Genomic DNA, 15907 nt, shown 5'->3' with positions numbered 1-15907 from the left:
ACTGGCAATGTGTAAGCAGTGATTTTACCCCCAATCTGGAGATCGGTTTGACAGCGAAGAGAGCTTTGGTTCTGGTGAACCCCTATGCCCGCCGTGGCAAGGCCAGCATTGTTCAGGTTCGGCAACTGCTGGATCAGGCCGATATTGATGTTATCGAAGATGCACCCAGCCGGGGTCAGCCCCTGTCGGATCTCATTCATAAACATGCAGCGAACATTGATCTGGTGATTGTTGGAGGCGGCGACGGCTCGCTGAATGATTGCGCCAAGGCTTTGCTCGACACCGGCCTCCCCCTTGGCGTATTGCCCCTGGGGACAGCCAATGATTTTGCCCGCACCATAGGCATTCCACTGGATATTCCGGCCGCGATCGACAGTATCGTCAAAGGCAAAACCACGCTCGTCGACCTTGGCGATGCCAACGGATTTCCGTTCTTCAACGTTGCCAGCATTGGCTTTAGTGCGGATCTCGCCATGTCGCTCACCGAAAAAGCAAAGAAATATTGGGGTAAGCTAGGCTACGGTCTCGTTGCCGCACGGCTTTTGGCAGACTCCCGTCTTTTCACAGCCACATTGGAACATGATGGCGTCAGCGAAGAGTTGCGCACCCTGCAGATCGCGGTCGGCAACGGCAGGCATTATGGCGGCGGCATGACCGTTCATGAGGATGCAACGGCAACCGATGGTCTGCTCGACTTCTATAGTCTTGAGGTTGACCATTGGTGGCGTTTGCTGACCCTTTTGCCTAGTCTGCGCAAAGGCACCCATGGGCAATGGGATGATGTGCGGGCATTCTCAACCAAAGATTTGACAATCCGCACGCGAAAGCCGCGCCGGGTCAACCTGGATGGCGAATTGAAGACCGAAACGCCTGTTCGTTTTACCATACGGGAAAAGGCAATTGCGGTTTTTGTGCCCTGATTGCAGATATTTGTGGCGGACTTGTAAATCTGTAAATCGCTGATCTATTACTGTCTTCTTTTCTCAAATCCCACGAGCCCATGAATCTCAAGAGTTCACCCCTGCCTTTGATAACGGATCGTCTTGTGTTGCGTGCATTCGTGCCTGCTGATTTCACAGCTTATGCCGCTTATCATACACTTCCAGAACTATACCGGTATCTCTATACCGCACCCTTGTCCGTGCCTGAGATTCAAAAGAAATTTGACAGTATTGTCGGTGCGCCGTTTGAAAATGACGGAGATGCTTTTCGTGTGGCCGTCATCTCCCGCAACGATGATGCACTTGTTGGAGACGTGAGCCTGAAGCTTGCCAGCCGCGATGCGTTGCAAGGTGAAATTGGCTATATATTCAACCCTCAATTTTCCGGCAAAGGCTATGCAACAGAAGCCGTCAAGACCGTGATGAATGTGGGTTTCATTGAATTTGGTTTCCACCGGATTTTTGCCCGGCTGGATGTGGATAATAAGGGCTCGGTCGGAGTTGTCGAGCGACTGGGGCTCCGCCGCGAAGCACATCTTATTCAAAATGATCGATTCAATGATGTGTGGGGTGATGAGTATGTGTATGCCGCCTTGGCGAGTGAATGGCAGGATATGTGCGCAAGGACAGCCCGCTCATAACAAGCGGCATTAAGGCAAAGTAAACACGACAGGCAATCCGCCCGACGCGTGCAAGCTTTCCAAGAACCATGCGAATGGTATGACCGCGAAATAGTGAAGCGAGTCAAGAAGGCCCGCGGCGGCTGTTTCGGCGGAGTAATTGGCCAGACGACCGGTGCGCCAACGGCGTATGCTTGGAACCAGCCGCCTGATGTGACGGCGGTAATATTCATACTCGACACCGTGCAGGTTTGACAGAAAACGTTCTTCTCGTTTTATCGTCGAAGAAAAGACAACCAACGCGGTGATACCTGCTACAAATCCATAAATAAGGCTGCCCAGCTGAAATCCGGCACCAACTGCTCCTAGAACCGAGAACAGATGATAGGGATTACGCACAATGGAATATGGACCGTAGGTAATAAGTGGCCCGGTTCGGGTTTGGGGAATATACAGTCCGCACCAGCAGCGTCCGGCGACACAAATTGCGATGAACACAAGGCCTGTCAAACGGATCGAAGTGGAGGTTGCACTTTCAATAGCCCATTGCGGCTGTGTGGCCAACAACATCACTGCGAGCGTACCCAATGCAAAAATGGTTCGCTTTCGCTTTAGCGCTGGCCGCCCTGCCGTCCCCGAAAGATTTGCCATACTTGACCCCATTCGCTTCGAACAAACATGAGCAATGATGAATCGATGGGATTGCAGCAGCATTGCGAAACGTTCCCATATCGTGAACAAGCACGTAATACTGACGCAACTGTCTGTCCCGATATTGCGGAGAAATTCATAGCGTTGGAAATGAGGAATAATATGCGTTTATTGCTTGTCGAGGACGAGCCGCAAATGGCCGAGGCACTAAGCCAAGCCCTCACGCAGTTCGATATTATTGTCGATCATGCGCCGACGCTTGAAATAGCCAAATATGCAGTGAGCGAACAGGTGCACGATGCCATTGTGCTGGACCGGCAATTGCCTGACGGCGATGGTATATCGCTGCTGACCTATCTGCGATCAACCAATGTGAGCATTCCGGTTATTGTCCTTACAGCTCTCGGCTCCGTACCCGACCGCGTTACTGGACTTGACATGGGAGCAGATGATTATCTGGCAAAACCTTTTGCCGTAGAGGAATTGCTGGCTCGCCTGCGGGCGCTCCTGCGTCGTCCTTCGGCTATAGCGCCTCTCATTGCCACTTTGGGCAAACTTGAGTTCAATCTTGATAATCGCGAAGCACGCGTTGATGGAGTAATCCTCGACTTGCCGCGGCGTGAATTGCTGGTTCTGGAGGCGCTTATTCGCAGGCAAGGCCGTACAGTTCTTAGAGGTGCTCTCGAAGAGGCAGTCTATGGTTTTGATGATGAAATTCAGTCCAATGCATTGGATTCGCACGTGTCCCGCTTGAGGAAAAAACTTTCAGACGCGGGTGCAGATGTCGAAGTACATGGCATACGCGGCGTGGGTTATCTGTTGCGGTGTCTTTCATGACGTCATTTTCCCGCAATTCGCTGAAGCGCAGGCTGATCTGGCAATTGCTGCTGTTTCAGGTTGTGTTGCTCTTCCTGTTTGTTCTGGCGCTTGTGGCGCTGCTGGTGCGAGCCGACTTGGGTGGCGCACTGGTCGATCCTGAAGTCACCGAGATTGCTGCGCGAGCGATGGTCAGGGATGAAAACGGGCACCTGCGGTTGGATGAAACGGAGGAACTGAAGGCATTGCGTAATGCTGTGCCGGACTTCTGGTTTGTCGCTCGCAGCGATCGAGGCGAAGTCATTACGGTTGGAGACGTTCCGCCGGTTTATCAGAGTATGGCAAAACATCTTGATCGGGTGAGCTTTGCCGATATCCGCGATATGGTCCAACCCTATACCTATTCTGCCGTAATCAGAAAAACGTCCGGCCCGGCAGGTGGATTTACCGTTCTGGGTGAAGGACGCCTTTTCAGTCTGACCTTTGTTGTGCTGTTTCTCTCCAATCTCCTGATGATCCCGATCCTGCTCATCCTGACGCTCATTACGATCATAGCTATCCCATGGATCGTTACGCGTGCTTTTTCCGGGTTGGCTGTGGTTGCGGGTCAGGCAGAAGAAATTGATATTGACCGGCGGGGTGACCGGCTCCCGGAAAACAATGTTCCTGCTGAAGTGCGGCCTCTTGTCCATGCCGTTAATGGTGCATTGCAACGTCTTGATGCGGGTTACGAGCGGCATCAACGATTTATCCTTGATGCGGCACACGAGTTGCGTACGCCAATTGCCATTCTGCAAACGAGAGTGGAAACCATGCCCGCCAATCCGCTTCGTACACGGCTTTTGGCTGATACAGGCCGGATCGCGGCTCTTGCTGAGCAACTTCTGGACTTGCAGCGTCTGGATCGCGATAAGGCCAGCTTCAAGCGTGTCGATCTTGCGGTCATTTGCAAAAGAGTTGCCGCCGATCTTGCCCCGCTCGCCATTGCGTCAGGCTACGAACTGTCCGTGGAGGCAGGAGTAAGCGGCGTATTCGTTATGGGCGATACAGGGGCACTTGAGCGTGCTGTCATCAATCTCGTCCAGAACGCTATCGAATATGGCGGGCAGCAGGGTGATATAACGATACGCGTTGAACGGGATGGCGTCATCGAGGTGTCCGATGAGGGTAGCGGGATACCTGTCAGCGAACGAGAGCAGGTGTTCGAGCCATTCTACCGCTTGCACCCGCGCGACCATGGCGCGGGATTGGGGCTCAATCTGGTGAAAGAGATCGTCAGCCGGCATAACGGGCATGTGACCATAGTAGATGGAATCTCAAGCGGTGCTTGTTTCCGGATCACAATACCCCTCGCCGGCTAACTCATTCGCATTCAAGCTTTGGTTTACGGAAGTCGATGACGTACCAGCGACCATTGATGTAATCCGCATAGAATGTGTAGAAACATTCGGTTTCCTGCACATAACCCGGCGTCTCGATGGTCTGATAAGTTCTGCCATGTCTGGTTTTGCGAACTTCCTCGGTAGATGTGCCGGGAACCACGTTGGTATTGATCTTGCGCCATTGATAGGCTTTGCGGCCCGGACCCATTTCGATAACATTTGTTGGTGGACCATAATCGAGCACAACGGATTCCAGCGGCTTTCCGATATAGCCTTTCATGATGTCCGATGCACATCCAGCAAGAAATGCGGTGCTTAAAAGAACGGTCGCCACGATGCGCGGCCAGCGTTTGATGTTGGAAACTGACATATATCCCCCTGACTGAGTTGATGCTCAGCTGATAGGATTGTCAGATTACGCTGGCATTACGCTTGAGGGCGCGCTGATTGCATCCGGCAAAAAGCAATGTTATCTATGCGCCGAACACTATCAAGAAAGGAGGGCTGCACATGACCGGACCATTTCATCAGCATCGTCAGCGCGGCCCTGTCTATGCCCTGCAATCGCGTTTGCAGGGCTGACCGGAACTCTCTTTCAAGTTCATATCCTGGTCTGCCCTTCGTGGAGTGCAGCGTTCGACCTGAAATCAGGCGCGCTGCCAATCGATAATTCACCGAGTATTGGCGATCTCCGCCTTCGATTCGCATCCGGAATGCAGAATCTGCTCGGCAGTCCAGAGAACGAACATGACTTTGATCAACGTTAGAAACCTTGGCATTACCCTCGGTGCACCGCTGTTCACCAATCTTAATCTAGCAATCGCAGCCGGTGACCGGCTCGGGATTATCGCAGCCAATGGGCGCGGTAAATCCACCCTTTTGCGCAGTCTTGCCGGTGATCTTGAACCAACAACGGGCGACATAACCCGCACGCGAGGTCTGCGAGTGGGCCATGTCGAACAGATCGTGCCCGAAAGATTTATGAACACGCCTTTCTATGAAGCAGTGCTAATGGCCCTACCCGCCGATCAGATCGATAGCGAAAGCTGGCGTGTGGATATCGTGCTCGATTCGCTCAATGTGCCGGATGAGTTGCGCCAGCGTGTCCTTTCAAAACTTAGCGGCGGCTGGCAGCGGCTTGCATTGCTTGCACGCATTTGGGTGACGGATCCGGATGTCCTGCTGCTTGATGAGCCGACGAACCACCTCGATTTGTCAAAGATTACCCAGCTGGAGCGCTGGATTAATAATCTGCCGCGTGACGTGCCGATCATCATTTGTAGCCACGACCGTGCATTTCTTGACGCGACCACAAATCGCACGCTGTTTCTGCGGCCGGAGAATTCGCAAGTCTTCTCACTGCCCTACAGCCGTGCCAGACAGGCTCTGGATGAGATTGACGCATCCGAAGCCCGGCGTTTTCAACGGGATATGAAGGTCGCGCAACAGCTTCGTCAGCAGGCAGCGAAACTGAACAATATCGCCATCAATTCGGGCAGCGATCTGCTGACTGTGAAGACCAAGCAGTTGAAGCAACGTGCTGAACGGCTGGAAGACTCTGCCAGACCGGCGCATCAGGAGCGCTCTGCCGGCGCAATCAGGCTCAGCAATAGCGGTACTCATGCAAAGGTTCTCGTGACGCTGAACGATGCGCCGGTTACCACGCCAGATGGTACAGTTCTGTTCAACACCGGCAAGCGCTGGATTTGTCAGGGTGACCGCATTGTCCTTCTGGGACTGAATGGTGCAGGCAAGACGCGCCTTGTCGACATGATCCGAAAATCAATCACCAATCCAGCCGCATCGTCTGATTCACTCAAGGCAACGCCTTCGCTTGTGCTCGGCTATGGCGATCAGGCCTTGTCAGACCTTTCGGACAATTCAACGCCGTTCGATACGATCAGCAGGCGCTTCGATGTTGGTGATCAGCGTGTTCGCACTTTGCTGGCGGGCGCGGGGCTTGGCATTGATATCCAAAACAAGTCAAACAGCGTTCTTTCCGGTGGGCAAAAGGCGCGGTTGGGAATGCTGGTTTTAAGATTGTCCAATCCTAACTTTTATCTTCTGGATGAGCCGACAAACCATCTGGACATTGAAGGTCAGGAGGCGTTGGAAAACGAGCTTATGGCGCATGAGGCCAGTTGTCTGGTGGTCTCCCATGATCGCAGTTTTGTGCGGGCTATCGCAAACCGTTTCTGGCTGATCGAGAAGCGCCGCCTGATTGAAGTTGAAGGGCCGGAAGAATTTTTCGCATCCTTCTCTGCAACTGCCTGATCAAGCAAAAGTGTTTCGGTGAAACAGCATTTCGCCGGAACACTTTGACGGGCGATCATGCTAGCTTCCCACGACTCGTAAACGCCAGAACGGAATATCAAATGACTGATTTGTCCTCTTTTCCCATCGACACCAAATGGCCCGCACAACATCCTGACCGTCTGCAGCTTTACTCGTTGGCTACGCCCAATGGTGTGAAGGTTTCCATAGCACTGGAAGAACTTGGCATCCCTTATGAGCCTCACTTCGTCGATATCACGAAGAACGAGACATGGACGCCGGAGTTTCTGTCGCTAAATCCAAACGGCAAAATCCCCGCAATTATCGATCCGGACGGTCCGGGCGGCAAGCCGCTTGCCCTGTTTGAGTCGGGCGCGATCCTGCTTTATCTGGCGGAAAAGACCGGCGAGCTTCTCCCTGCCGATCCGGCGAAACGCTATGAAACCATCCAATGGGTATTCTTCCAGATGGCGGCTATCGGGCCGATGTTCGGTCAACTCGGGTTCTTCCATAAGTTTGCAGGCCGCGAATATGAAGACAAGCGTCCGCACGAGCGCTACCGCGCTGAATCACAGCGTTTGCTCGGCGTTCTTGAAACCCGTCTTGAAGGCCGTGATTGGATCATGGGCGATGAATACACCATTGCTGATATCTCCATGCTTGGCTGGGTCCGTAACCTGATCGGTTTCTATGGCGCTCGCGAGATTGTCGAGTTTGATGCTCTCAAGAATGTTCCAGCTTGGCTGGAACGTGGCTTGGCACGCCCAGCCGTACAACGTGGACTGGAAATTCCCGCCCGCCTCGAATAAGGGCGGCCTAAAATTCAGGCAGTGTTGAAACTGTTTGCATTTTGATGCGTTATCTTACTACCATAAGTAATCTGAGGGTTGGAGCCAGTGGCAAGCGCCCTCAGAACATCCACCGGAAGGATCGGATTATTGGTAGTAGATGATTTCGACGAAGACGATGAAGATGCATGGGCAGTGCATAATTCCCAAGGCTGGTATCTTGCGATATTTGGTATTGGTGTCGCTGTCGCAGCCTTGATCGTCTATATTTGCTGAATCGTCTGACCCAATTCAGCAACACTACTCCACAGCGGAACGCGCATTCTCCAATGCACGCATTGCGGCAAATAGAACTTCCCTATCCCGCTGATGTGCCTCAAATAATTCGACAAATGCCGGATTGCTAATTTCATGCGGTCTCGGTGCGGATTTTGCCCGTAACAGACTTTGGTCTGCCGCAGCTCTGGCCAAGGCAACCTGCTGTTTAGCAGCATCGATATGTGAAATTGCCTGACGCAATTTATTGCTTGTCTTTGCATGAATGGCCGTTCCTGCCAGCATGGATGCCAGAAGTTTTTCGCCGGCCACCTCCGGATTCTCAGTTGGAACGACTCGCCCGTTCATTTCACGTATGCTTTCCGTCTACGATTCAATTGTCCCTATTATAGGCATTGGTTTATGACAGCAGAACGATGTGGCGATTAAATTGCGCGATGATCGGGGTAGGCAATTCCTGATTTCGGCCAAGTTGTGGAATTCAGTTGCGATTGGTGCCCGGGCACTCATTAGCGGGGCAAACTGATTTGACTGTGTGGACTTATTCAGTTGTAATCGCAGGCAATGATTGTATGTGGACTGCAGGAGTAAAGTATGGACCGCTATGAAACCTTCGCAACGTGGATATTCATTGTCTTCGGAGCGCTTATCATTGGCGGGCTGATGGCGTTTGCCATTTCTACCGGCGACAAACCGGCATTTATTTTTGCGCTGGCATCTGCTTGCAGTGCGTTCTTCTTGGGTTTTGCTGTCATTTTTGACCGCCCGCGTCTGTACGGGCTGATCCTTTTTGTTTCATTTGCATTAATCGCAGGTTCTGTAACCACGATCGTTACCTGAAAGACGTTCAGGCGCTGACGATCGGTGCGGTAATGTGCCGATAGGCGCCATGCCAGTATAGCAGAGGCTCCGCTTCTGTACGCAGCGTAACTGCCCTCACCCGTCCGATCAGTATGCCGTGGGAATGCCGCTCGACGGCTTCGTCAAGCTCGCAATCGAGCACGGTCAGAGCGTTTTTCAGCGCTGATGTTCCCGTCACGAGTTCCTGCCATTCCGCATCGCGATAGCGCTCAAGACCCTTTATACCGCCTCGCCCTGCAAAATTATCTGCAATGTGCTTCTGGTCATGGGCAAGCACGTTCACGCAAAAGCTGCGATGGCGCTGCAGCACAGCCCAAGAAGATGATTCACGATTGAGGCTGACAATCACCGAAGGCGGGTCGATAGCCAAAGAAGAAACTGAGGTCGCTGTAAAGCCGCTGCGATCATCGCCTCGTCCAACTGTAATGACACTCACTGCGCCCGCAAGATGGCGCATCGAATCCTTGAACGAAGCGGATTCCACAGTCAGATCATTATGAACCGGCAAGTTTTGATGAACTTGCGCGGCTCCTGCTTGAAGTAAAGCCATTGGATTGTCATTCCTCGATTGCTGCCGACATGTACGTGGAGAACGAGACTCTCCGCATTTCCTATTGCAGCACATCCCCTATACCGTCAGCCAGATTACGATTTGCTCAGCAGCCGCCTATTTCGCGATATTGTTTTTGCGTATCGCCTGATTTCGAGAAATCGAATTCCCAAAAGACAAAACGCCAAGGATAGCACGAGCCCAACGCAGCAGGGTTATTCAGATAGCGCCGAATTGCGAGGATAAAAATATTCTGTTGCAGGCGCATTATGCGCAAACTTCATCCGCAAAGCCGCCAGTTTAAATAATCTCTATCGTTTTAATCGTGTATCAATTCACGCATTATCTTCCCTGAAAATGAGGGATATCTGCATGAGCCTGATTGAAGCCAATAGCTGCGAAACCATGCCTGTTAAACAGGAGAAGTTTATTCGTTCTGATCGTCTGACAGGTTTGCTGATATTCGCCGGTGCTGTTGTTTTCCATCTGGCCGTAATCTTCAATCTCCTGCCGTCGGCATAATAATCACCTTACCTCAAATATTTTTTCAAACAGTTGGAACCAAATATTGGGGAATTGCATTTCGTGTGTACTGGTTCCCCCAAACCAGTCTTGGCTAAACCCCACAAGCCAACAGCCCAGTCCTCACGCCCCTGAGGATTGGGCTTTTCTTTTACATCAAGTTGGAGCACCTTTTCGGGCAGGCAAAATTGTACGGTGAAAGCCGACTTTTGTATCGCTCAAGGTGGTTGTGGGAGGAGAACGATGTCGCTCGAAAACGCGAGGCAAGCAATTGAAGCTGCTATTCATAGCGGAGATTTCAAAAGTATGGGCGTAGCAGTTTTTAAAGCCATCAATGCTTTGGAAGAAAGAATTAAAGTATTGGAAGAGGAAAATGAACGCCTGAAAGCCCGATTGAAATAATACGTGCTCGGGTCGGTCGTTGAATCTGACGACAGTTGTGTTAAAATGGCAGTAAGTTGAGTGTAGCGGTGCCTTGAGCCTGAGCCGCACTGAAACGATGCGCGATATATTTATCCAGAGTCCAGTTTGTTAGAGCCGAATCAAGCCTCAACTTGCAAAACCCTTGACCGCATGGCCAAGGGTTTTGTTTGAAATAACCCGGCTAAGCAGCGAGAATTGACTGAATGTCACTGATCGGGTGATTGGTGAGTGTCTTCGGTATTTCGCTCACGACCTTGTCTGAAACTTCCTTGTGGAATTCCTGACGCATTTCACCCAGCACAACCGGCGGAGCGATGATCACAAGCCGTTCGAAATCGCCCTTATGTGCAAAGCTGTAAAGCTCATCGGCAACCTCTTTTGCAAAGCGTTTTTTTGCAATCTCATGCCAGTCGGTTTCTTCGGCGGCACTGCGGTGCGCTGTCGGTCCGTCTGAAAAACGCCCGGGCTTATCTGTGCCCTGCTCACGTGTTGCGGGATTGCTCTGTGTCATTTCATGGATAGTGCGCAGCTCAACATTGTTCACTTCACGCTGGTTTTGAAGAAACAGGGCTTTTTCACCATCTGCAACAACGATCCAGGTTTTCCGGTTCAACATTACATCCACCATTTTAAACTCCACTATTCGAGTTTTGGTACTGGACAAGTTTCATTGGGAGTTTCCTTCCGTTTGAGACTAGGGTGGTCTTTACCCTTGGCTGCAGGTGCAACCGTGCTTATCGCACTCGATCGGCATTGTGGTATGCCTGCATGCGATGGCGGACTAAAAACTAACGCCCGGATTCTCGAGATGTTCCGGATTTTTTGTTTGAATTTTCATTGGCGAAAAATGGGATGTGGAGGACAGATGAAAGTTATTTTGAGGATCATTGCGGCACTGCTGATCATAGCTGGCTGCATATGGACGCTTCAGGGGTTGAGCCTGATTGGTGGCAGTTTCATGGTGGGGCAGACCCGTTGGCTAGTGATAGGCCTTTGCACCATGATCATGGGTGCGCTTTTATTGGTTTTCCTGCGACGGCAGTGAACGGCTGTCTGGATTTAACCTGTTGGCCCTGTTAGACCTTTTTTATCCAGATGGGAGACAGGATTCATGACCGCATTGACTATTATCGTTGAGTTCGAAACGAATGAAGGCAAGGAAGAGGAGTTCCTGACCCGCATTCGCGAACACGCCAGAAAGACTCTTGAAGAAGAGCCCGGCTGCCTGCGCTTCGAAGTTATAAAGCCGATCAAGCGGGACGGAACACCTATTCCAAACAAGGTAATGGTAAACGAGCTTTATGCCAACGAAGCGGCGGTGACTGCTCATGAATCCAATCCGCGTCTTGCAAGGGTGCGTGAAGCAAATGGTCCCCTATTGAAATCCAGCAGACTTATTCTTGCGCAAGCCGTGGATGGTAAAACGCCGGCTGAAGGACTAACGCCGCAGGAACTCAACGCCAGCAATGATGATTGATTTGATCCTCTGCAACGAAAGTATCATGGTGCAACCTGTGCGTTATATGGCATGCTTGCTGAAGCCCGTGATGTTTGCGAATGGCCCTATTTGAAAGTCTGAAATGATGAGAATATTAGCGACGGTTGTTATTCTGCCCTGCATGCTGGCGCTGACGGGATGTGGCGCAATGCGATGGGCTGATAAGAATCCGCCGAGAAACTCGAATTGCGCCGGCTGGAACAAGATCAGGATCAAACCTGAGACGGCGGTATTTCTTGCAAAGAACGATTTTTCTGCAGGCATCGATATCGATTCGCATAATCTGAATGGCCAGAATAACGGCTGCTGGAAATAGCTTTTCGGTTCTATACGGAACCAAACATTCCCTTTGACGTTTTGCAAACGATAGAAATGACAAAGGAATGTTTGGAATGGCAACGAATACATCGAAAGTTCGCGACACAATTGAAGACGATCTGGAAACACAGATCGCTTCTTTGCGCAAAGAGCTTTCCTCGATCAGCAAATCACTCTCCGACCAAGGATATGATCTGTACGATCAGGCCAGTTCCACCTACGACAGCGTAAAGCAAAGCGGTCGCAGAGCAGCGAGATTCGTTGGTGATGAGGCGCAATATGTTGCCGATAAAGCCAAAGAAAATCCGTTGACCGCTGTCGCAATCGTTTCAGCGGTTGCTGCGGTAGGCCTGCTCATTGGATTAAGTGCTTATCGCCGCTGATATATGCATCATGGATAAACAGGCCGGGTTTTCCCGGCCTTTTTTGTGCCTACCATCCTTCTTGGGCACTTATTTGCCGGGATTGAAGGAAATATTGCTTTCGCACGGTTGAACGGTCTATGTAATGGCCAATATGTCGGTCTTGGCCGCAATTTATGACTGGAAGGCGTGGCCTTTCACAATATGAAGTTCTGAGAGTGAGTTACCTGAGATGGACAAGTTCGAGAATTACGCCCTGGCTTTGATGGTCGTATTCGGCGCTCTGATCATTGGTGGCCTGATGGCTGTCCATATAGCCTGGCTGCACAAGGCGGGTTTTCTGCTGGCGCTTGGCGCTGCTATTATTGTGTGGGCCGCAGGCTTCGCCGTGCTTTTCGACAAGCCACGTCTTTACGGGCTTTCGCTGCTCATCGCTATTGGCCTGATCGCTTCCTCAATTGCTGTTCTGATCGTCTGATTCATCTCACCATCGTGATGCTTGCAATCAATAATATGAATTTTAACATCATATTTATTATTTACTTTATCCAGAATAATTCTAAAGTAGGATGCCTAGTGAGTGAACATGCCTGACATTTCGGGTTGAGAAAGACATTCCAATGCGACTTACACGACAGACAAATTACGCCATTCGTATTCTGATGTACTGCGCTGCAAATGACGGCAAACTGAGCCGAATTGGTGAGATCGCGCAAGCCTATACGGTATCCGAATTATTTCTTTTCAAGATCCTTCAGCCTCTCGTTGAAAACGGTTTTATCGAAACTGTACGTGGCCGTAATGGTGGCGTGAAGCTTGGCAAGCCTGCAGCGGACATCACATTGTTTGATGTTGTCCGTGTTACCGAAGAAAACTTTGCAATGGCCGAGTGCTTTGAAGCAGACGGTGCTGATTGCCCGCTCATCGACAGCTGCGGTCTTAACTCCGCACTTCGCAAGGCACTGAACGCATTCTTTGAAGTGCTGGCCCAATATTCCATCGACGATATTGTCGACAAGCGCGATGTGCGTGCTTTGCTCGGAATAGATGCACTGGCACCGCGCCTCGCCACTGCCAGCTGAATTCGTTTCAACATTGATTATGACTGGGGTTTTTTGCCCCGGTTAACGCTGTAATGCGGTTCTGATGAAGCTTCACCGCAAACGGATTCGGTTTGCGAGAGAATTGAGCGAATCTGGGAGCAAAAAGCTCTGATTTGCGACTGAAATTGTGCCCCTTGGTTGAAATTTGATTGTGTCCGGTTGTAATCGCTCCTGCCTGAGAGGTCTATTGCTGGCGCATTCCGGCAAATGAGACGTTATGACACACGTCCTTTCAGGGTAAAAAATAGCACGCTTCCAACCCGTATTTACTGAAACATGATTGAAATGGTTATGTTATTTTTCTAGTTTAGAACTATTCTAAGCTATTGAAATCATGACGCAATCTGGCCTGCCCGTTTGACAGAAGCCGCAAAAATACGTTTTATGTGCTCAGCGTTGCATAGACGCATGACCTTTAATGTTTGGGCCTTGAACCCTTGCGATTGGAGGAACCATTGTCTGGTTCGGAAGTATTACCCGCTTGCGGGAGCGTGTTCTCAGCTACAAAATCCCGGCTTGAGGTCCGCCTTCGACGTTTTCTTGGTATTTCCAAGAAAACACACAGCATTTCCAATGGCTTGTCTACTTCGCAATACGGCGTCAAAACACGATGCTAGTTTGCCATTGCAATATCATTACACAAAAAGAGATCGAGAATACTATCATTGAGTTTCTCGATGCTGACCCTTGGCAGCTTCTTGTTCCTGCCAAAATTTACCATGCTCTGAAGAAGCGTGGCCGCTGCTGCGGCTGCTTCCCAAATGTCGTCGAAACCATCATAAAGGTGACGGAAGATTATCACCTCCGCCATGGTTCGAACGACTCCGATGCTGTGTTGTTCATTGACCGTGTGCGGTCATTAAGACACGAATACGGGAGTTCACGACATGAAGGGCGATCCAAGGGTCATCGAGCGGCTTAACGAGGCACTTTTCCTCGAACTGGGAGCTGTCAATCAGTATTGGTTGCATTTCCGTCTTCTCGACGACTGGGGCTTCAAGAAGCTCGCAAAGAAAGAACGTGCTGAATCCATTGAAGAAATGCAGCACGCAGATCGCATTATAGAGCGCATTATTTTCCTTGAAGGCCATCCTAACCTGCAATCCATTGGTGCACTGCGTATTGGCCAGAACATCAAGGAAGTGCTTGAAGCTGACCTTCAGGGTGAAATGGACGCAGTTGCTTCTTACAAGAAGTCCCGCGAAATCTGCTCCGAACTGGGCGACTATGTTTCCAAGGAACTCTTTGACGAACTTCTCAAAGATGAAGAAGGCCATGTGGACTTTCTGGAAACCCAACTCGACCTGCTCAACGCAATCGGCATCGAACGCTATGGCATGCTGAATGCCGCTTCGGCAGACGAAGCAGCCTGATCCTGTTTCCATTAAAGCTAAAAAAGGGCGCTCTGGGCGCCCTTTTTTTATCCGGAGAATCCGAAATCAGTTCGGAAGCTTGTCGTCCACGCCCGCGACATAAAAGTTCATGCTCAGGATTGTCTTGTCGTCAGCAGTTTCGCCTGCCTTCAACCATTCAGAGCCATCCTGCTTTTTCAGCGGACCGGTAAATGGCTTCAATTCACCGGAAGTGATCTTGGCCTGTGTCTCCTCGGCGAGCTTCTTCACATCATCCGGCATGTTCGTGTACGGCGCCATGACGACGAGCCCTTCCTTCATGCCTTCGAAAACATTGTGCGACTTCCAGCTGCCATCAATTACAGCCTTGGCGCGCTCAATGTAGTACGGACCCCAATTGTCGACGATAGATGTCAGCTGGGTCTCCGGACCGAACTTGATCATGTCGGAGGCCTGACCGAAAGCCTTGATCTTGCGCTCGGACGCGACCTGCATGGGAGCTGTCGAATCCGTATGCTGCGTGATGATGTCCACGCCCTGATCGACGAGAGCCTTGGCCGCGTCGGCTTCCTTGCCCGGATCGAACCAGGAGTTCGCCCAAATAACCTTGACCTTGAAATCAGGATTGACCGACTGAGCGCCGAGCATGAATGCATTGATGCCTTGCACGACTTCAGGGATCGGGAAAGAACCGATATACCCGGCAACGCCAACCTTTGACAGTTTTGCAGCAATTACGCCCTGTACATAACGGCCTTCATAGAAGCGGGAATTATAAACCGAAACGTTTTCAGAGGTTTTATAGCCCGTTGCATGTTCGAACTTCACATCCGGAAACTTCTGCGCAACCTTGATTGTCGGGTCCATATATCCAAATGAGGTTGTGAAAATCAGCTTGTTGCCGGCGCGTGCCAGTCGCTCGATCGAACGCTCTGCGTCGGCACCTTCCGGTACGCTTTCAAGGAAAGTTGTCTCAACCTGATCGCCGAGCGCTTTCTCCATTTCCTTACGGCCCTGATCATGCTGATAGGTCCAGCCAAAGTCGCCGGGTGGTCCGATATAGATAAAACCAATTTTCAGTTTTTCCGCTGCAAAGGCTGCACCTGTTGCAGCGAAGCTGGCTGCACCTAGAGCTGCTGCTATGGTCAGCCCCATAATCATTTTTTTCAT

The 15907-nt window shown here is 50.9% G+C and carries 24 protein-coding genes; 17 read left to right on the top strand and 7 right to left on the bottom strand.

What is annotated here, in order from left to right:
- Window positions 1-47 precede the first annotated feature (47 nt).
- Window positions 48-920 carry a lipid kinase gene (locus PMI41_RS06845; RefSeq protein WP_008123143.1) on the top strand — a complete coding sequence of 291 codons (873 nt, stop codon included), beginning with the start codon at window positions 48-50 and terminating at the stop codon, window positions 918-920.
- 80 nt (window positions 921-1000) lie between these two features.
- Window positions 1001-1582 carry a GNAT family N-acetyltransferase gene (locus tag PMI41_RS06840; protein WP_008123140.1) on the top strand — a complete coding sequence of 194 codons (582 nt, stop codon included), beginning with the start codon at window positions 1001-1003 and terminating at the stop codon, window positions 1580-1582.
- A gap of 9 nt (window positions 1583-1591) precedes the next feature.
- Here PMI41_RS06840 and PMI41_RS24190 read toward each other — a convergent pair whose 3' ends face one another.
- Window positions 1592-2212, bottom strand: a complete 621-nt coding sequence (locus PMI41_RS24190) for an isoprenylcysteine carboxylmethyltransferase family protein (protein WP_052025848.1) — start codon at window positions 2210-2212, stop codon at window positions 1592-1594.
- 162 nt (window positions 2213-2374) lie between these two features.
- Between PMI41_RS24190 and PMI41_RS06830 the strand changes: the two genes are divergently transcribed.
- Window positions 2375-3049 (top strand): response regulator transcription factor, encoded by a 675-nt coding sequence (locus tag PMI41_RS06830; protein WP_008123136.1) that lies wholly within the window; start codon window positions 2375-2377, stop codon window positions 3047-3049.
- Entirely contained in the window at window positions 3046-4389 is a 1344-nt protein-coding gene (locus tag PMI41_RS06825) for a HAMP domain-containing sensor histidine kinase (RefSeq protein WP_008123134.1), read from the top strand. The genes PMI41_RS06830 and PMI41_RS06825 overlap by 4 nt, the downstream gene beginning before the upstream one ends.
- A 1-nt stretch (window position 4390) precedes the next feature.
- Here the strand turns inward: PMI41_RS06825 and PMI41_RS06820 are convergent, their stop codons facing one another.
- On the bottom strand, window positions 4391-4780 hold the full coding sequence (locus PMI41_RS06820) for a hypothetical protein (protein ID WP_008123132.1): 390 nt from the start codon (window positions 4778-4780) through the stop codon (window positions 4391-4393).
- A 377-nt stretch (window positions 4781-5157) separates the two neighbouring features.
- On the opposite strand from PMI41_RS06820, the gene PMI41_RS06815 reads away from it, so the two are divergent.
- The 3 genes from PMI41_RS06815 (at window position 5158) to PMI41_RS25555 (ending at window position 7748) form a co-directional block, all read left to right on the top strand.
- Entirely contained in the window at window positions 5158-6684 is a 1527-nt protein-coding gene (locus PMI41_RS06815) for an ABC-F family ATP-binding cassette domain-containing protein (protein WP_008123130.1), read from the top strand.
- 101 nt (window positions 6685-6785) lie between these two features.
- A complete protein-coding gene (locus PMI41_RS06810) occupies window positions 6786-7493 on the top strand; it encodes a glutathione S-transferase N-terminal domain-containing protein (protein ID WP_008123129.1) in 708 nt (235 codons plus the stop codon).
- Window positions 7494-7622: 129 nt separating this feature from the next.
- Window positions 7623-7748 carry a hypothetical protein gene (locus PMI41_RS25555; protein ID WP_280113445.1) on the top strand — a complete coding sequence of 42 codons (126 nt, stop codon included), beginning with the start codon at window positions 7623-7625 and terminating at the stop codon, window positions 7746-7748.
- 24 nt (window positions 7749-7772) lie between these two features.
- Here the strand turns inward: PMI41_RS25555 and PMI41_RS06805 are convergent, their stop codons facing one another.
- The gene (locus PMI41_RS06805; RefSeq protein WP_008123127.1) at window positions 7773-8096 is read right to left on the bottom strand and encodes a hypothetical protein; all 324 of its coding nucleotides are present in this window, start codon (window positions 8094-8096) and stop codon (window positions 7773-7775) included.
- 246 nt (window positions 8097-8342) lie between these two features.
- Between PMI41_RS06805 and PMI41_RS06800 the strand changes: the two genes are divergently transcribed.
- A complete protein-coding gene (locus PMI41_RS06800; protein ID WP_008123126.1) occupies window positions 8343-8588 on the top strand; it encodes a hypothetical protein in 246 nt (81 codons plus the stop codon).
- Between the two features lie 7 nt (window positions 8589-8595).
- Here PMI41_RS06800 and PMI41_RS06795 read toward each other — a convergent pair whose 3' ends face one another.
- Window positions 8596-9066 (bottom strand): flavin reductase family protein, encoded by a 471-nt coding sequence (locus tag PMI41_RS06795; RefSeq protein WP_052025850.1) that lies wholly within the window; start codon window positions 9064-9066, stop codon window positions 8596-8598.
- A gap of 465 nt (window positions 9067-9531) precedes the next feature.
- On the opposite strand from PMI41_RS06795, the gene PMI41_RS24975 reads away from it, so the two are divergent.
- Both PMI41_RS24975 and PMI41_RS24970 read left to right on the top strand, forming a co-directional pair.
- Window positions 9532-9681 (top strand): hypothetical protein, encoded by a 150-nt coding sequence (locus tag PMI41_RS24975; RefSeq protein WP_008123124.1) that lies wholly within the window; start codon window positions 9532-9534, stop codon window positions 9679-9681.
- Between the two features lie 243 nt (window positions 9682-9924).
- Window positions 9925-10083, top strand: coding sequence for a DUF5320 domain-containing protein (locus PMI41_RS24970; protein WP_008123123.1), 159 nt, complete (start codon window positions 9925-9927; stop codon window positions 10081-10083).
- Window positions 10084-10285: 202 nt separating this feature from the next.
- On the opposite strand, the gene PMI41_RS06790 is transcribed toward PMI41_RS24970, so the two are convergent.
- Window positions 10286-10732, bottom strand: a complete 447-nt coding sequence (locus tag PMI41_RS06790; protein ID WP_008123122.1) for a host attachment family protein — start codon at window positions 10730-10732, stop codon at window positions 10286-10288.
- 237 nt (window positions 10733-10969) lie between these two features.
- Here PMI41_RS06790 and PMI41_RS06785 point away from each other — a divergent pair, with 237 nt between their 5' ends.
- Both PMI41_RS06785 and PMI41_RS06780 read left to right on the top strand, forming a co-directional pair.
- On the top strand, window positions 10970-11149 hold the full coding sequence (locus PMI41_RS06785) for a hypothetical protein (RefSeq protein ID WP_008123121.1): 180 nt from the start codon (window positions 10970-10972) through the stop codon (window positions 11147-11149).
- Between the two features lie 66 nt (window positions 11150-11215).
- The gene (locus PMI41_RS06780; protein ID WP_008123119.1) at window positions 11216-11581 is read left to right on the top strand and encodes a putative quinol monooxygenase; all 366 of its coding nucleotides are present in this window, start codon (window positions 11216-11218) and stop codon (window positions 11579-11581) included.
- A 42-nt stretch (window positions 11582-11623) separates the two neighbouring features.
- Here the strand turns inward: PMI41_RS06780 and PMI41_RS24965 are convergent, their stop codons facing one another.
- Window positions 11624-12010, bottom strand: a complete 387-nt coding sequence (locus tag PMI41_RS24965; RefSeq protein WP_157179328.1) for a hypothetical protein — start codon at window positions 12008-12010, stop codon at window positions 11624-11626.
- Between PMI41_RS24965 and PMI41_RS06770 the strand changes: the two genes are divergently transcribed.
- From PMI41_RS06770 to bfr, 5 genes are all read left to right on the top strand, one after another.
- Window positions 11995-12303 carry a hypothetical protein gene (locus PMI41_RS06770; protein ID WP_008123117.1) on the top strand — a complete coding sequence of 103 codons (309 nt, stop codon included), beginning with the start codon at window positions 11995-11997 and terminating at the stop codon, window positions 12301-12303. The genes PMI41_RS24965 and PMI41_RS06770 overlap by 16 nt on opposite strands.
- 211 nt (window positions 12304-12514) lie before the next feature.
- Entirely contained in the window at window positions 12515-12760 is a 246-nt protein-coding gene (locus PMI41_RS06765) for a hypothetical protein (RefSeq protein ID WP_008123116.1), read from the top strand.
- A 142-nt stretch (window positions 12761-12902) separates the two neighbouring features.
- Window positions 12903-13364: an iron-responsive transcriptional regulator RirA gene (gene rirA / locus PMI41_RS06760; RefSeq protein ID WP_008123114.1), complete on the top strand. Its 462-nt coding sequence runs from the start codon at window positions 12903-12905 to the stop codon at window positions 13362-13364.
- A gap of 631 nt (window positions 13365-13995) precedes the next feature.
- Window positions 13996-14307 (top strand): (2Fe-2S)-binding protein, encoded by a 312-nt coding sequence (locus PMI41_RS25185; RefSeq protein WP_081497110.1) that lies wholly within the window; start codon window positions 13996-13998, stop codon window positions 14305-14307.
- The gene (gene bfr, locus PMI41_RS06750; protein WP_008123110.1) at window positions 14273-14758 is read left to right on the top strand and encodes a bacterioferritin; all 486 of its coding nucleotides are present in this window, start codon (window positions 14273-14275) and stop codon (window positions 14756-14758) included. The genes PMI41_RS25185 and bfr overlap by 35 nt, the downstream gene beginning before the upstream one ends.
- Before the next feature lie 66 nt (window positions 14759-14824).
- On the opposite strand, the gene PMI41_RS06745 is transcribed toward bfr, so the two are convergent.
- On the bottom strand, window positions 14825-15892 hold the full coding sequence (locus PMI41_RS06745; RefSeq protein WP_086003511.1) for a BMP family ABC transporter substrate-binding protein: 1068 nt from the start codon (window positions 15890-15892) through the stop codon (window positions 14825-14827).
- Between the last annotated feature and the right edge of the window lie 15 nt (window positions 15893-15907).

The sequence above is a fragment of the Phyllobacterium sp. YR531 genome, assembly GCF_000282595.1.
In the GTDB taxonomy this organism is placed as follows: Bacteria; Pseudomonadota; Alphaproteobacteria; order Rhizobiales; family Rhizobiaceae; genus Phyllobacterium.
This window is presented reverse-complemented; position numbering and strand designations above follow the sequence as displayed.

Bases quoted from the DNA above. Each gene is read 5' to 3' on its own strand.
- PMI41_RS06825 (WP_008123134.1), top strand. From the start codon at position 3,046: ATGACGTCATTTTCCCGCAATTCGCTGAAGCGCAGGCTGATCTGGCAA.
- PMI41_RS24965 (WP_157179328.1), bottom strand. From the start codon at position 12,010: ATGTATTCGTTGCCATTCCAAACATTCCTTTGTCATTTCTATCGTTTG.
- PMI41_RS06805 (WP_008123127.1), bottom strand. From the start codon at position 8,096: ATGAACGGGCGAGTCGTTCCAACTGAGAATCCGGAGGTGGCCGGCGAA.
- PMI41_RS24975 (WP_008123124.1), top strand. From the start codon at position 9,532: ATGAGCCTGATTGAAGCCAATAGCTGCGAAACCATGCCTGTTAAACAG.
- PMI41_RS06830 (WP_008123136.1), top strand. From the start codon at position 2,375: ATGCGTTTATTGCTTGTCGAGGACGAGCCGCAAATGGCCGAGGCACTA.
- PMI41_RS06840 (WP_008123140.1), top strand. From the start codon at position 1,001: ATGAATCTCAAGAGTTCACCCCTGCCTTTGATAACGGATCGTCTTGTG.
- PMI41_RS06820 (WP_008123132.1), bottom strand. From the start codon at position 4,780: ATGTCAGTTTCCAACATCAAACGCTGGCCGCGCATCGTGGCGACCGTT.
- bfr (WP_008123110.1), top strand. From the start codon at position 14,273: ATGAAGGGCGATCCAAGGGTCATCGAGCGGCTTAACGAGGCACTTTTC.
- PMI41_RS06790 (WP_008123122.1), bottom strand. From the start codon at position 10,732: ATGGTGGATGTAATGTTGAACCGGAAAACCTGGATCGTTGTTGCAGAT.
- PMI41_RS06780 (WP_008123119.1), top strand. From the start codon at position 11,216: ATGACCGCATTGACTATTATCGTTGAGTTCGAAACGAATGAAGGCAAG.
- PMI41_RS24970 (WP_008123123.1), top strand. From the start codon at position 9,925: ATGTCGCTCGAAAACGCGAGGCAAGCAATTGAAGCTGCTATTCATAGC.
- PMI41_RS06795 (WP_052025850.1), bottom strand. From the start codon at position 9,066: ATGCGCCATCTTGCGGGCGCAGTGAGTGTCATTACAGTTGGACGAGGC.
- rirA (WP_008123114.1), top strand. From the start codon at position 12,903: ATGCGACTTACACGACAGACAAATTACGCCATTCGTATTCTGATGTAC.
- PMI41_RS25185 (WP_081497110.1), top strand. From the start codon at position 13,996: ATGCTAGTTTGCCATTGCAATATCATTACACAAAAAGAGATCGAGAAT.
- PMI41_RS06815 (WP_008123130.1), top strand. From the start codon at position 5,158: ATGACTTTGATCAACGTTAGAAACCTTGGCATTACCCTCGGTGCACCG.
- PMI41_RS06770 (WP_008123117.1), top strand. From the start codon at position 11,995: ATGGCAACGAATACATCGAAAGTTCGCGACACAATTGAAGACGATCTG.
- PMI41_RS06785 (WP_008123121.1), top strand. From the start codon at position 10,970: ATGAAAGTTATTTTGAGGATCATTGCGGCACTGCTGATCATAGCTGGC.
- PMI41_RS24190 (WP_052025848.1), bottom strand. From the start codon at position 2,212: ATGGCAAATCTTTCGGGGACGGCAGGGCGGCCAGCGCTAAAGCGAAAG.
- PMI41_RS06800 (WP_008123126.1), top strand. From the start codon at position 8,343: ATGGACCGCTATGAAACCTTCGCAACGTGGATATTCATTGTCTTCGGA.
- PMI41_RS06765 (WP_008123116.1), top strand. From the start codon at position 12,515: ATGGACAAGTTCGAGAATTACGCCCTGGCTTTGATGGTCGTATTCGGC.
- PMI41_RS06745 (WP_086003511.1), bottom strand. From the start codon at position 15,892: ATGGGGCTGACCATAGCAGCAGCTCTAGGTGCAGCCAGCTTCGCTGCA.
- PMI41_RS06810 (WP_008123129.1), top strand. From the start codon at position 6,786: ATGACTGATTTGTCCTCTTTTCCCATCGACACCAAATGGCCCGCACAA.